The sequence below is a fragment of the Nesterenkonia halotolerans genome, from assembly GCF_014874065.1.
Lineage (GTDB): Bacteria > Actinomycetota > Actinomycetes > Actinomycetales > Micrococcaceae > Nesterenkonia > Nesterenkonia halotolerans.
Window position 1 is genome coordinate 1,424,969 of the sequence record NZ_JADBEE010000001.1, and the last position, 12,040, is coordinate 1,437,008.

14 protein-coding genes are annotated in these 12,040 nt (G+C 65.8%); 12 read left to right on the forward strand and 2 right to left on the reverse strand.

Annotated elements, in window-relative coordinates:
- Positions 1 to 136 precede the first annotated feature (136 nt).
- From H4W26_RS06530 to H4W26_RS06565, 8 genes are all read left to right on the forward strand, one after another.
- Positions 137 to 1,039, forward strand: coding sequence for a transporter substrate-binding domain-containing protein (locus H4W26_RS06530; RefSeq protein WP_192591290.1), 903 nt, complete (start codon positions 137 to 139; stop codon positions 1,037 to 1,039).
- Between the two features lie 99 nt (positions 1,040 to 1,138).
- Complete coding sequence (locus tag H4W26_RS06535) at positions 1,139 to 1,933, forward strand: amino acid ABC transporter permease (protein ID WP_192591291.1); 795 nt, start codon at positions 1,139 to 1,141, stop codon at positions 1,931 to 1,933.
- Positions 1,930 to 2,631 (forward strand): ectoine/hydroxyectoine ABC transporter permease subunit EhuD, encoded by a 702-nt coding sequence (gene ehuD, locus H4W26_RS06540; RefSeq protein ID WP_192591292.1) that lies wholly within the window; start codon positions 1,930 to 1,932, stop codon positions 2,629 to 2,631. Before H4W26_RS06535 ends, ehuD begins: the two co-directional genes overlap by 4 nt.
- Positions 2,615 to 3,409, forward strand: coding sequence for an ectoine/hydroxyectoine ABC transporter ATP-binding protein EhuA (ehuA, locus tag H4W26_RS06545; RefSeq protein ID WP_192591293.1), 795 nt, complete (start codon positions 2,615 to 2,617; stop codon positions 3,407 to 3,409). Before ehuD ends, ehuA begins: the two co-directional genes overlap by 17 nt.
- Positions 3,410 to 3,469: 60 nt before the next feature.
- Positions 3,470 to 4,753, forward strand: coding sequence for an aspartate kinase (locus tag H4W26_RS06550; RefSeq protein ID WP_192591294.1), 1,284 nt, complete (start codon positions 3,470 to 3,472; stop codon positions 4,751 to 4,753).
- Positions 4,754 to 4,761: 8 nt separating this feature from the next.
- A complete protein-coding gene (locus tag H4W26_RS06555; protein ID WP_192591295.1) occupies positions 4,762 to 5,331 on the forward strand; it encodes a GNAT family N-acetyltransferase in 570 nt (189 codons plus the stop codon).
- Positions 5,332 to 5,438: 107 nt separating this feature from the next.
- Positions 5,439 to 6,365, forward strand: a complete 927-nt coding sequence (locus H4W26_RS06560) for a 3-methyladenine DNA glycosylase (RefSeq protein ID WP_225939620.1) — start codon at positions 5,439 to 5,441, stop codon at positions 6,363 to 6,365.
- A 31-nt stretch (positions 6,366 to 6,396) separates the two neighbouring features.
- A complete protein-coding gene (locus H4W26_RS06565) occupies positions 6,397 to 6,627 on the forward strand; it encodes a hypothetical protein (RefSeq protein WP_192591296.1) in 231 nt (76 codons plus the stop codon).
- Between the two features lie 29 nt (positions 6,628 to 6,656).
- On the opposite strand, the gene H4W26_RS06570 is transcribed toward H4W26_RS06565, so the two are convergent.
- Together H4W26_RS06570 and H4W26_RS06575 are read right to left on the reverse strand one after the other, a co-directional pair.
- Entirely contained in the window at positions 6,657 to 7,313 is a 657-nt protein-coding gene (locus tag H4W26_RS06570) for an NADPH-dependent F420 reductase (protein ID WP_192591297.1), read from the reverse strand.
- Positions 7,314 to 7,448: 135 nt separating this feature from the next.
- Entirely contained in the window at positions 7,449 to 7,889 is a 441-nt protein-coding gene (locus H4W26_RS06575) for a YchJ family protein (protein WP_192591298.1), read from the reverse strand.
- Between the two features lie 280 nt (positions 7,890 to 8,169).
- On the opposite strand from H4W26_RS06575, the gene purS reads away from it, so the two are divergent.
- The 4 genes from purS to H4W26_RS06595 all read left to right on the forward strand — a co-directional run bounded on the left by purS (position 8,170) and on the right by H4W26_RS06595 (position 12,031).
- Positions 8,170 to 8,430 (forward strand): phosphoribosylformylglycinamidine synthase subunit PurS, encoded by a 261-nt coding sequence (gene purS / locus H4W26_RS06580; RefSeq protein WP_192591299.1) that lies wholly within the window; start codon positions 8,170 to 8,172, stop codon positions 8,428 to 8,430.
- Positions 8,427 to 9,206, forward strand: coding sequence for a phosphoribosylformylglycinamidine synthase subunit PurQ (gene purQ / locus H4W26_RS06585; protein ID WP_192591300.1), 780 nt, complete (start codon positions 8,427 to 8,429; stop codon positions 9,204 to 9,206). Before purS ends, purQ begins: the two co-directional genes overlap by 4 nt.
- An 11-nt stretch (positions 9,207 to 9,217) precedes the next feature.
- The gene (gene purL / locus H4W26_RS06590; protein ID WP_192591301.1) at positions 9,218 to 11,578 is read left to right on the forward strand and encodes a phosphoribosylformylglycinamidine synthase subunit PurL; all 2,361 of its coding nucleotides are present in this window, start codon (positions 9,218 to 9,220) and stop codon (positions 11,576 to 11,578) included.
- 78 nt (positions 11,579 to 11,656) lie between these two features.
- Entirely contained in the window at positions 11,657 to 12,031 is a 375-nt protein-coding gene (locus H4W26_RS06595) for a response regulator transcription factor (RefSeq protein WP_192591302.1), read from the forward strand.
- Positions 12,032 to 12,040 lie beyond the last annotated feature (9 nt).

Sequence of the window (12,040 nt, forward strand, 5' to 3'; positions counted from 1 at the left end):
TCTTGTCCTATCCGATCAATTCAGTTTCCAAATCCTTTTTATCGGTCTAGCGTGTGAAGCCAGGTGGCTCGTCGCCCTCTCGTGGCACGGTCCATCGACTCGCACCAGACGAATCCAGAGGATGAGGTAAGCACCGATGAGGAACAAGACTTCTATGGCCGTCCGCGCCGGCGCGGTGAGCGCCGCGGCTCTTCTCGCCCTGACCGCCTGCGGCGGAGATGACGCCGAGAGCGACGAGGCGGCAGCCGACTCCGGCGAGGAGACGATCACCGTCGCAATCAACGGCGAAGAGCCTTACTCCTACATCACCGAAGAGGGTGAGCAGGAGGGCGCCACCATCGCCCTCGCCGAAGAGATCTTCGGGGAGATGGGCTACAGCGTGGAGGCGGAGCTGGTCCCCGATTGGGACAGCCTCATTCCCGGTCTCGGCGCTGAGCGCTATGACGCAGTCTCAGCGGGCATGTCGATCACGCCTGAGCGCTGTGCCGAGGCCTCGTTCGCCGAGCCCGAGATCATGTACACCACGGCACTGCTGGTGGAAGAGGGCAACCCCTACGGCGTGGAGAACCTCAACGACGTCGCCGAGGCCATGGAGTCCGGTGAGGACATCACCCTGGCCACGCTCTCCTCCGGCATTGAAGCCACCTACGTGGAGGAGCTGGGCATCGACGCCGAAGGCGTGGGCTCAGCCGATGACGGCATGGACATGGTCACCGGCGGTCGCGCCGACGTGTTCGCACTGACCGCGATCTCGCTGAGCGCCATGGCCGAGGACACGGAAGGCGTCGAGGTCACCGAGGGCTTCGTCCATGACATGGATGGCACGCTGCAGTACGGCGCAGGCTCCACCGTATTCCCCCAGGACTCAGACATGCTCGAGGAGTACAACGAGCACCTCGCCGAGCTCAAGGAGAGCGGTGAGCTGCTGGAGATCATCGGTGAGTACGGCTTCACCGAAGCTGAGATCCCGCCCGCTGATCTGACTGCGGAGGCACTCTGCGAGGGCGACCTGGAATCGCTCCAGGACATCGAAGACTGAGCTGAGAACTTCGGAAACCTCACGGTGGTCGGCCCCTGAGAAGGGGTCGGCCACCGCTTCGGTGACATCACCTCCAGCAGAGAGGAACGACCTCCTACCGTGGACTGGTTAGATCAACAGCAGCAGTACTTCGAGACGCTGCAGAACTTCGGGCCCAGACTCTGGGACGGGTTCCTGCTCACCGTGCAGCTCACCCTGGTCGGAGCGGCGCTCGCCTTCGTGCTTGCAGTGATCCTGGGCCTCATGGCCGGGAGCCCCAATCTCTGGCTGCGGGGGCCGGCGCGGGTCATCATCGAATTCTTCCGCGGCACCTCGCTGCTCGTGCAGCTGTTCTGGGTGTACTACGTCCTGCCGCTCTTCGGGCTGACCCTGGAGAGCGCCTTCACCGTGGGCGTGATCGCCCTCGGCGTGAACTACGGAGCGTACGGCGCAGAGGCCGTCCGGGCCTCGCTGACCTCGGTCTCTTCGGGACAGTGGGAAGCCACCGTCGCACTCTCCATGTCCTGGCCGCATAAGATCCGCCGGATCATCTTCCCGCAGGCCTGGGCGTTGATGATCCCCTCCCTGGCGAACCTGCTGGTGCACCTGATGAAGGGCTCGGCCATCGTCTACATCGTCGGGCTCAATGACTTTCAGTGGGAGCTCGATCAGCTGCGCCGAGTCACCGACGCCTGGTTCTCCTACGCCTTCATCGGTCTCATCGCCTATTTCCTGTTCGCACTGATCCTCACCCTGGGGATGCGGCTCCTCGAGATACGCGCCAAGCACCGGCTCGGCCAGGGGCCGACCCTGCGGGAGATCCTCTCACCAGCACCGAAGATGCCCATCGCTTCAGCGCACCCCGGCTCGACTCCGAGTCTGTTCGTCGGAAAGAATCCAGGGGGGCAGGGATGAACACATTGACTCCACTCTTCACCGCGCAGCCTTCCGGCGAGTCCACCGGCAACGTCTGGGACTGGGACTTCGCCCTCGAGATCTTCCCGGAGATCCTGACCGCCTTCATCCAGGTCACCCTCCTGGTGACCGTGGTCGGCACGGCCATTGCGGCGACCCTCGGTCTGGTCATCGCGATCCTGATCCGTGTCCTGCCCGGTCCGCTGGCCTTCATCGTGCGCTGGGCGGCCAACTTCATCCGCATGACCCCGATCGTGGTCCAGCTCCTGGTGCTCTATTACGGCTTCACCTGGATGGACCCGCTGCTGATCGGATTCATCGTCTTCGGCATCCACTACGCGACCTATATGTCCGAGGTCTACCGCGCCGGAATCGATTCCGTTCCCAAGGGACAGTGGGAGGCCACCAAGGCGCTCTCGATGAGCGCCGGCCGGACCTGGCGTCGTGTGATCATCCCGCAGGCGCTGCGCTCCACCATTCCCTCGCTGGGCAACTATGCGATCTCGATGTTCAAGGACACCCCGTTCCTCTTCGTCATCTCGGTGGCGGAGATGGTCCTCGTCGCCCAGACGGTCGGAGGGCAGACCTTCCGCTACACCGAAGCCATCACCATCGCCGGCCTGATCTTCCTCGCCGCCAGCTACCCCACAGCACTGCTGATCAACCGTCTGGAGAAGCGCCTTGCCTACGCCAACTGATCCCGAAAATCCGGTCATCGAGTTCGTCGATGTCGAGAAGCGTTTCGGCAGCAACACCGTCCTGAAGGACCTGAACTTCTCGGTCCGCCGCGGCGAAAGGGTCACGCTCATCGGCCCCTCTGGCTCGGGCAAGACCACGATCCTGCGTCTGGTGATGACGCTGGAGGAGCTCACCGGTGGCTACATCTTCGTCGACGGCGAGCCGCTGACCCATCGCGAGAAGGACGGCAAGCGCGTCCCTGTCTCCGCCAAGGAGCAGAAGCACCTGCGCACCCGGATCGGCATGGTCTTCCAGCAGTTCAACCTGTTCCCGAACATGACGGTGCTGGAGAACATCATCGAAGCTCCCATCCATGTGCTGGGGCAGTCGAAATCCGAGGCGACCGCGAAGGCGCACTCGCTGCTGGAGCAGGTGGGTCTGCCGGACAAGGCCAACGAGCATCCGATGAGCCTCTCGGGTGGCCAGCAGCAGCGCGTCGCCATCGCCCGCGCCCTGGCCATGGACCCGGAGATCCTGCTGCTGGACGAGGTCACCTCGGCGCTGGATCCCGAGGTCGTCGGAGATGTGCTCAACATCCTGCGCACGGTCGCGGACACCACGAACGTCACCATGCTGATCGTGACGCATGAGATGAGCTTCGCCCGCGACGTCTCCCACAAGGTCATGATGTTCGACGGCGGCCGCGTGGTCGAGGAGGGCACTCCGGAGAAGATCTTCTCCGACCCCACGCACGAGCGCACCAAACAATTCCTCAGCGCCGTGCTGCGCGACGCCTGACCAGATCTAGAATTGTCCTAAGTTCCTTCCCATCCCTTTCCAGGAGTGAGACAACCTGTCATGAGCCTGATCGTTCAGAAATACGGCGGATCATCCGTCGCGGATGCCGAAAGCATCAAACGAGTGGCGAAGCGGGTCGTCGAGACCAAGAACGCCGGCCATCAGGTCGTCGTCGTGGTCTCGGCCATGGGTGACACCACCGATGACCTGCTCGACCTTGCCGGACGCATCACTTCGGCGCCACCCTCCCGAGAGATGGACATCCTGCTCTCCTCAGGCGAGCGCATGTCCATGGCGCTGCTCGCCATGGCCATCCACGAACTCGAGGAGACCGCACAGTCCTTCACCGGTTCCCAGGCCGGCATGATCACCGACGCCATCCACGGCAAGGCACGCATCATCGAGGTCAGCCCCAAACGTGTGCAGGAATCCCTCGACGAGGGCCACATCGGCATCGTCGCAGGGTTCCAGGGCATGAGCCGGGAGTCCCGGGACATCACCACCATGGGCCGCGGCGGTTCAGACACCACCGCCGTCGCGCTGGCGGCAGCGCTGCACGCCGATGTCTGCGAGATCTACACCGACGTGGATGGTGTGTTCACTGCCGACCCACGCGTGGTCAAGACGGCCCGGAAGATCGACACCATCTCCAGCGAAGACATGTTGGAGATGGCTGCTGCCGGCACCAAGGTCCTGCACCTGCGTTCAGTGGAGTACGCCCGCCGCTTCGGAGTGAAGCTGCATGTGCGCTCCTCCTTCAGCCAGCTCGAAGGCACCTGGGTCATCCCCGACCCCAAAGACACCGTGACCATCCAGGAAGGCGAACCCTTGGAACAGCCCATCATCTCCGGCGTCTCGCATGACGCATCCGAAGGCAAACTCACCATCACCGGTGTTCCCGACGTTCCCGGCAAGGCGGCTGAGATCTTCAATCTCATCGCCGAGGGCGCGGTCAACATCGACATGATCGTCCAGGACGTCTCCATGGCGACCAAGACCACGAACATCTCCTTCACCCTCCCCGGAGAGGATGGAGAGCGCGCCCAGGAGATGCTCAACGCGCACAAAGACACCATCGGCTTCGAGTCCATGGACTTCGTGCCGCAGGTCGGCAAGGTCTCGCTGATCGGCGGCGGCATGCGCAACCATCCGGGTGTCTCCGCCCGCTTCTTCACCGCGCTGCGCGACGCCGGGATCAACATCGGGCTGATCTCCACCTCCGAGATCCGCGTCTCGGTCATCACCGACGTCCATCTGCTGGACCGCGCCGTGCAGGCCATCCACACCGCCTTCGGCCTGGACTCCGATGAAGAGGCCAAGGTCTACGCCGGGACCGGTCGCTAGGCCAGATCATGGGCACCGAGGTGCGCCCCGCCGTCGGACGCTTCGCCGACTTCCATGAGGTGGTCGGGGTCAAGAAACCCGGCGGTCAGGGGTGCTGGTGCATGTCCTACCGGGACTCGCGCGTCGCCAATGACGACCGCCCGGAGTTCATGCGCGAGCTCTGCGCGCAGGAGCCCGGCCCCGGGGTCCTCGCCTATGTCGAGGACGAGCCCGCCGGCTGGTGCTCGGTCGCTCCGCGCAGCAGCTACCGGCGGCTGATGAACTCCCGGACGATCCCGTTCCTCGATGACCGCGATGCCTGGTCCGTGGTGTGCTTCGTGGTTCGTCCGGGGTTTCGCGGCCGCGGCCTGATGCATGATCTGCTCGACGCAGCGGTCGACCACGCGGCGTCGCACGGAGCCGAGGTCATCGAGGGGTATCCCTTGGAGCTGGAGACGGAGGCCTCTCGGGTGGACGTGATCAGCGGTTACGTCGGCACCACCGAACTCTTCTCCGCCCACGGGTTCGAGGTCGCCGCACCCACCTCCGCACACAGCGGACACCGGCCACGCTGGATCATGCGCCGGGAACTCGGCTGAGCCGCCGACGCTGAACCGATGAAGCGGCCCCGCACAGCACACAGGCGGCAGGTGTACCCTTTACGGGTTCCCTGCCGCCTGCGCACTTGGTACGAGTGATATACCCGATGGTAACCCAGACACCAGCTCCCGCCGAGGCAACTCACGGGCTGACGGTGATTCCTGAACAGGAGCACCGCGAGAAGGCCGCCGCCCATCAGGCCGCGGTGGATCGTCTCACTGAGGGTTTCCTCGCGCGCCGGCACGCTGGAGTGAAGCACCCGGTGGAGGACTTCCTCTTCACCTACTACTCCCACTCACCCGGCAAGCTCTCCCGCTGGCATCCCGGAGTCGGGGTTCTGCTGCAGGGGGATCAGCTCGATCACGCCGAGTGGAAGCACTACCGCGCCACCGGCACCGGGGTGACGCTCGACGTGGAGGGGTTCCGCCGTGATCGGGCCTCCATGATCGGCTTCGCCCGTCGACTGCTGAGCACGACGGCGGCCACACCGGCGCAGCTGGGATGCTTCGGTCTGCATGAATGGGCCATGGTCTACAAGTCCGTGGAGCACGGCCAGCGCCACGACCAGGTTCCGCTGCGCCTGGGCCCCTCCGGGACAGACGAGGTGGTCGAGGCCGCGAACATCCGCTGCACGCACTTCGACGCCTACCGCTTCTACACACCCTCGGCGAAGCCGTTGAATGCGCTGGAGCCCACCCGCGAATCGCAGACGCAGATGGAGCAGCCCGGGTGTCTGCACGCCAACATGGATCTGTACAAGTGGGCCTATAAGCTCATCCCGGCGGTGAGCAGTGATCTCCTGCTGGAGTGCTTCGACCTCGCCTCACGGATCCGAGAGCTTGATATGCGCGCGTCCCCGTATGACCTCAGCGATTGGGGCTACGAGCCGGTCCCGATCGAGACTCCCGCTGGGCGGGCTGCCTATGCTCGGGCACAGAAGGGCTTCGCCGAGGAGTCGCAGGTGCTGCGCGGAAAGCTCCTCGCGGTGCTGGACCAGCTCGAGGGTCTTGAAGACCGCGCGCCACAGCCGTAGCCTCGGTGGTCCCAGCTGAGGAGAGTCAACGATGATTCCTGCAGGTCAGCAGAAGTCCCAGACCGTGATCCTGGCCGCCGTCGCGTCGCTCACGGCCGTCGCCATGCTTCTGATCCACGCCTCCGGAGCCGCCTATGGCACCGTCTTCGGCACGATTGCGCTCTGGGGCGGAGGCCTGTTCATCATCACGTCCTGCGCGTTGAAGATCGCCATCCCACTGCTTGCAGCGCGCAACCCTGTCGCGACCAGCCGGCGGAGCTAGTGTCCTGGGTCCAGTGACTCAGCTCCAGCTCAGGCGTTGCAGAGGACGCGGCTGCACTCGCTGAGCAGCTCCTGCATCCGAGCGGCGCCGTGGCGGCCGTTGAAGATCTCAGTGCCGTTCTCGAAGGCCTTGCCGGCCGCGAGCGGCCCGGCATCGACGGGGTCATAGCCCAGCGAGTCGATGAACGCGGAGACCAGGCTCTTGGCCTCGGCGTCATCGGAGGCCACGGCCAGAGCGCGGCGGTGCGGATCCCCGGCGGGGTAGGAATCAACCTCGAGATCGCCATAGCCGATGTGGTTGAGCGTCTTGACCACGCGCGCCGCCCCCAGGAAGTCTGCGATGACCTCACTGGTGCTGGTGCCGGCCTCGAACTCATCCATGAACCCGTCCACCGGGGCCCAGTAGTTCATCGTGTCGATGACCACCTTGTCGCGCAGCACCGAGGTGTCCACGCTCTGGTACTTGTGCAGCGGCACTGCAAGCACGATGACGTCCGCGCTGCGGAGGTCTTCACGATCAACGGCCGTGGCGCCGGGGACGATGACCTCGGTCAGCAGCCGGATGTCAGCGGCGGGCTTGCCCGTAGCGATGGTGACCGTATGACCGGCGCGCACGGCCTGCCGTGCAACGGCTGTGCCGACCCGCCCTGCCCCGAGGACTCCGATGTTCAGTGGCGTCTGCGTCATAGTGTTCCCATCCCTTGACTGGCGGAGCGTCGACCAGGCGGCTCCGCGGCCCCGATTCGCTTCAGATCTGCTTCAAAACTGAAAGATTCCGTGGGGCATAACGTGGGGTGCCGGCATTTTGTTCCGCCTTCCCGATCAGGTCACATCCCCATCGATGTAGAACCACTGGCCTGATTCGCGACGGAATCGGCTGAGCTCATGATGCCGTCCGCGTCCCCGTGTTTGGCCCGCGCTCGGATCCTCATAGCTGGCCACGAATTCCACAGTTCCGTGCGTCTCGAAGGGTCCGCCGCCGGACACGCCCAGGATGGCGAGTCGCGTCCAGCGAGCGCCCGGCCTGGAGAGGACCGCCAACGCTGGGCGGGTCTCGGGCGCCCAGCTCCGGTGCAGATAGCCGCCGAAGAACCCTGGATCCTCACTCATCAGAGCGTTGGCACTGTACCGCGACCGCATCAGCGCCTCCGCAGTGGGGGCCGGCGCGCCGGCGTGGAAGCGTCGGCAGCAGGCGGCATAGGTGTCGCCGGACCCGCAGGGGCAGCGCTGCGCGGGATCCCGTTCAGGGTCAATCTCGGTCATCGCTTCAGCATCTCATCTGGGGAGGAACCCTCATCCATTGGGCGCAAAACGTCGCTATGACCCGTCCAGCAGACGGGTATTCCACCGTTTCTCGCCCAATCGATGAGCGGAGCCCCACGGGCCGGGCGGCTCGTGAGCAACCGGTAGACTGGACCGGCAAGCTCGCGGAGCGTGCCGCCGTCGTCCTCAGCCGTGCTGATCAGGTCACGGCAGCGCGTGAGACGGCACCTGGCAGCGGTCCCGCGGGCTCACCCGCCCGCACCATCGCACAGGAGACCCCATGCCGCGCATCATCGTCGAGGTCATGCCCAAACCCGAGATTCTTGATCCCCAGGGCAAGGCCATCGCCTCCGCGCTGCCCCATCTGGGCTTCACCGGTTTTTCCGGAGTCCGCCAGGGCAAGCGCTTCGAGCTCACCGTGGACGGCGAGATCACCGACGAAGTTCTGGAGAGCGCCCGCACCGCGGCCACCGAGATGCTCTCGAACCCGGTGATCGAAGACGTCATCAGCGTGCGCGTGGACGACCAGGACGCTGCATGAGCACTGAGACTCCCCTGATCGGGAACTTCCACGCCGCTCCCGCCGGCCAGCCCCTGGGTGGCGCGCGCATCGGCGTAGTCACCTTCCCCGGCACCCTCGATGACCGCGACGCCGCTCGCGCCGTCCGCCTCGGCGGCGGCACCGCCGTGCCGCTCTGGCACGGCGACGAGTCGCTCCAGGGCGTGGACGCGATCGTGCTGCCGGGCGGATTCTCCTATGGCGACTACCTGCGCGCCGGGGCCATCGCCCGCTTCGCGCCGCTGATGAGCAAGATCATCGAGGCCGCCACCGCCACCTCAGGCAGCCGACTCCCCGTGCTGGGCATCTGCAACGGCTTCCAGATGCTCACCGAGTCCCACCTGCTGCCCGGTTCCATGGTGAAGAACGAACACCTGAAGTTCCTCTGCAAGGACCAGGTGCTGCAGGTGGAGAACACCTCCACCGCCTGGACCTCCCAGTTCACGCAGGATGAGCTCATCGCCATCCCGCTGAAGAACCAGGACGGGCAGTACCTCGCCGACCCAGAGACCCTCGAGGCGCTCGAGGCCGAAGGCCGCGTGGTCTTCCGCTATGTGGGTGAGAACCCCAACGGGTCCCGCAACGGGATTGCCGGAATCAGCAATGAGACCGGCAACGTCGTGGGCCTCATGCCGCACCCCGAGCACGCCGTCGAGGCCGGCTACGGCCCCGATGACGCCACCGGGATGCGCAACGGCACCGACGGCCTGACCATCTTCACCTCCGTGATCGCATCTCTTGCCGGAGGTGCCCAGTGAGCGAGCAGACTGTGACTGACAAAGAATTCAACATCGACACCGTGGAGCACGCCTCCACCACGCCAGACACCGATCTGCCCTGGGCAGAGCTCGGCCTGAAGTCCGAGGAGTACGACCGGATCGTCGAGATCCTGGGCAGGCGGCCGACGGCGGCCGAGCTGGCCATGTACTCGGTGATGTGGTCCGAGCACTGCTCGTACAAGTCCTCCAAGGTCCACCTGCGCCAGTTCGGCGAGAAGGTCACCGAGGAGATGAAGAAGGACCTGATGGTCGGCATCGGCGAGAACGCCGGCGTGACCAACCTCGGCGACGGATGGGCCATCACCTTCAAGATCGAATCCCATAACCACCCCAGCTACGTGGAGCCCTATCAGGGTGCCGCCACCGGCGTGGGCGGGATCGTCCGCGACATCATCTCCATGGGCGCCCGCCCGGTCGCGGTGATGGATCCGCTGCGCTTCGGCGATATCGACCACCCTGACACCTTGCGCGTGCTGCCCGGAGTGGTCTCCGGCATCGGCGGCTACGGCAACTCCCTGGGCCTGCCCAACATCGGTGGCGAGGTCGTCTTCGACTCGGTCTACCAGGACAACCCTCTGGTCAACGCGCTGGCGGTCGGCGTGATGCGTCATGAGGACATCCGGCTGGCCAACGCCTCGGGCGTGGGCAACAAGGTCGTCCTCTTCGGGGCCCGGACCGGCGGTGACGGCATCGGCGGCGCCTCGGTGCTGGCCTCGGAGTCCTTCGACGACTCGAAGCCCTCCAAGCGCCCCGCCGTGCAGGTCGGTGACCCCTTCGCCGAGAAGGTGCTCATCGAGTGCTGCCTGGAGCTCTTCCACGCGGAGCTCGTCGAAGGCATCCAGGACCTCGGCGCTGCCGGCATCTCCTGCGCCACCTCCGAGCTGGCCTCCAACGGCGAGGGCGGCATGCACGTGGAGCTGCAGAACGTGCTGCTGCGCGATCCCACCCTGACCCCGGGCGAGATCCTGATGTCAGAGTCCCAGGAACGCATGATGGCAGTGGTGACCCCTGAGAATGCCGCGGAGTTTGAACGCGTCATGGCCAAGTGGGAGGTCGAATATTCCTGGCTCGGCGAGGTGTCCGACACCGGCCGGCTCATCATCGAATGGGACGGCGAGACCATCGTGGACGTGGATCCGCGCACGGTCGCCCACGACGGGCCCGTCTATGAGCGCCCCTACCACCGCCCCGCCGGCCAGGACGCGCTGCAGGCCGACACCTTCCGCTCCTCCGACGCGGGCAAGGACCTCCCCGAGACCGGCCAGGAGCTCGGCGGTGCTCTGGTGGAGCTGATGACCAGCCCAAACATGGCCGACGTCTCCTGGATCACCGATCAGTTCGATCGCTTCGTCGGCGGCAACACCGCACTCTCCCAGCCCGATGACTCCGGCGTGATCCGCGTGGATCAGGAGACCGGGCTCGGCGTCGCACTGGCCACCGATGCCAATGCGCGCTATGCCTATCTGGACCCCTACACCGGGGCGCAGCTTGCACTGGCCGAGTCCTACCGCAATGTGGCCACCACCGGTGCCATCCCGATGGCCGTCTCGGACTGCCTGAACTTCGGCTCCCCGGAGGACCCCGAGGTCATGTGGCAGTTCGCCGAGGCCGTCCGCGGACTTGCCGATGGCTGCCAGCAGCTGGGCATCCCGGTGACCGGCGGCAACGTCTCGCTGTACAACCAGACCGCGGGCCGCGCCATCCACCCCACACCGGTGGTGGGTGTGCTCGGCAAGTTCGACGACGTCGGACGCCGCACCCCCTCGGGCTACGAGCGCTGGGCCGATGGCCAGGCGATCTACCTGCTCGGTGTGACCGCCGACGAGCTCGACGGCTCCGAGTTCGCCCGGGGTCGCGGGCACCTGGGCGGAATGCCGCCCGCCGTGGACCTGGATGCGGAGAAGAAGCTCGGGGAGATCCTGATCAACGCCTCCCGCGATGGCATGATCGACGCCGCGCACGACCTCTCCGAAGGCGGCCTCGCGGCCGGGCTCGCCGAGATGAGCCTGCGCTTCGGCGTGGGCGCCCGAGTGGCGGTGGACGGGCTCTGTGAGCGCGACGGCGTGGATCCCTTCACCGCGCTCTTCAGCGAGTCCCAGGCCCGTGCACTGGTCGCACTGCCGCGCTCGGAGGAGCTGCGCTTCACCGATATGACCTCGGCTCGCGGTTTCGCGGCGCTGCGGATCGGCATCGTGGACGCCACCTCCGGTGACCTCGAGGTGGCCGGTCCGTTCGACGGCGGCAGCTTCACGATCGGCATCGACGAGCTGCGCGAGGCCTGGAGCGCGGTCATCCCCTCGCGCTTCGCCGGCCTGGGTGAAGCCACAGAGGCCGTCCGCCAGGAGAAGTAGAGCTCGCTCAGCAGAACATGACCGAGCGCCCCGGTGGGCCTCGCCTAGGATGGGGACGGATCCTAGGAGAGGAAGACTATGCAGGAGACCCACCGGGCACTCGTGATCGAGGACGACGACGATATCCGTCGCCTTCTCGAGATGGTCCTGACGCAGGCCGGATTCGGCGTGGACACCGTCCCCAGCGGCGAAGAGGGCGTGGCCCAGGCCGCCGCCGGGAACTACGCCCTGATCAGCGTGGACGTGGGCCTTCCCGATATCGACGGACTCGAAGTGGTGCGTCGCGTGCGCCCGAGCTTCAGCGGTCGGATCGTCATGGTCAGCGCCCGCTCAGGAGCGGTGGACCAGGCCTCCGGCCATACCGCCGGGGCTGACCTGTACATCACCAAACCCTTCCGACCACGTGAGCTGAAGCAGAAGTTCCTCGACCTGGTGTCCACCGAGACGGAGTGAGCCGACCCG

Coding starts and splice junctions, on each gene's coding strand:
- H4W26_RS06530 (WP_192591290.1), top strand. CDS start 137: ATGAGGAACAAGACTTCTATGGCCGTCCGCGCCGGCGCGGTGAGCGCC.
- ehuD (WP_192591292.1), top strand. CDS start 1,930: ATGAACACATTGACTCCACTCTTCACCGCGCAGCCTTCCGGCGAGTCC.
- H4W26_RS06550 (WP_192591294.1), top strand. CDS start 3,470: ATGAGCCTGATCGTTCAGAAATACGGCGGATCATCCGTCGCGGATGCC.
- H4W26_RS06555 (WP_192591295.1), top strand. CDS start 4,762: ATGGGCACCGAGGTGCGCCCCGCCGTCGGACGCTTCGCCGACTTCCAT.
- H4W26_RS06560 (WP_225939620.1), top strand. CDS start 5,439: ATGGTAACCCAGACACCAGCTCCCGCCGAGGCAACTCACGGGCTGACG.
- H4W26_RS06565 (WP_192591296.1), top strand. CDS start 6,397: ATGATTCCTGCAGGTCAGCAGAAGTCCCAGACCGTGATCCTGGCCGCC.
- H4W26_RS06570 (WP_192591297.1), bottom strand. CDS start 7,313: ATGACGCAGACGCCACTGAACATCGGAGTCCTCGGGGCAGGGCGGGTC.
- H4W26_RS06575 (WP_192591298.1), bottom strand. CDS start 7,889: ATGACCGAGATTGACCCTGAACGGGATCCCGCGCAGCGCTGCCCCTGC.
- purS (WP_192591299.1), top strand. CDS start 8,170: ATGCCGCGCATCATCGTCGAGGTCATGCCCAAACCCGAGATTCTTGAT.
- purQ (WP_192591300.1), top strand. CDS start 8,427: ATGAGCACTGAGACTCCCCTGATCGGGAACTTCCACGCCGCTCCCGCC.
- H4W26_RS06595 (WP_192591302.1), top strand. CDS start 11,657: ATGCAGGAGACCCACCGGGCACTCGTGATCGAGGACGACGACGATATC.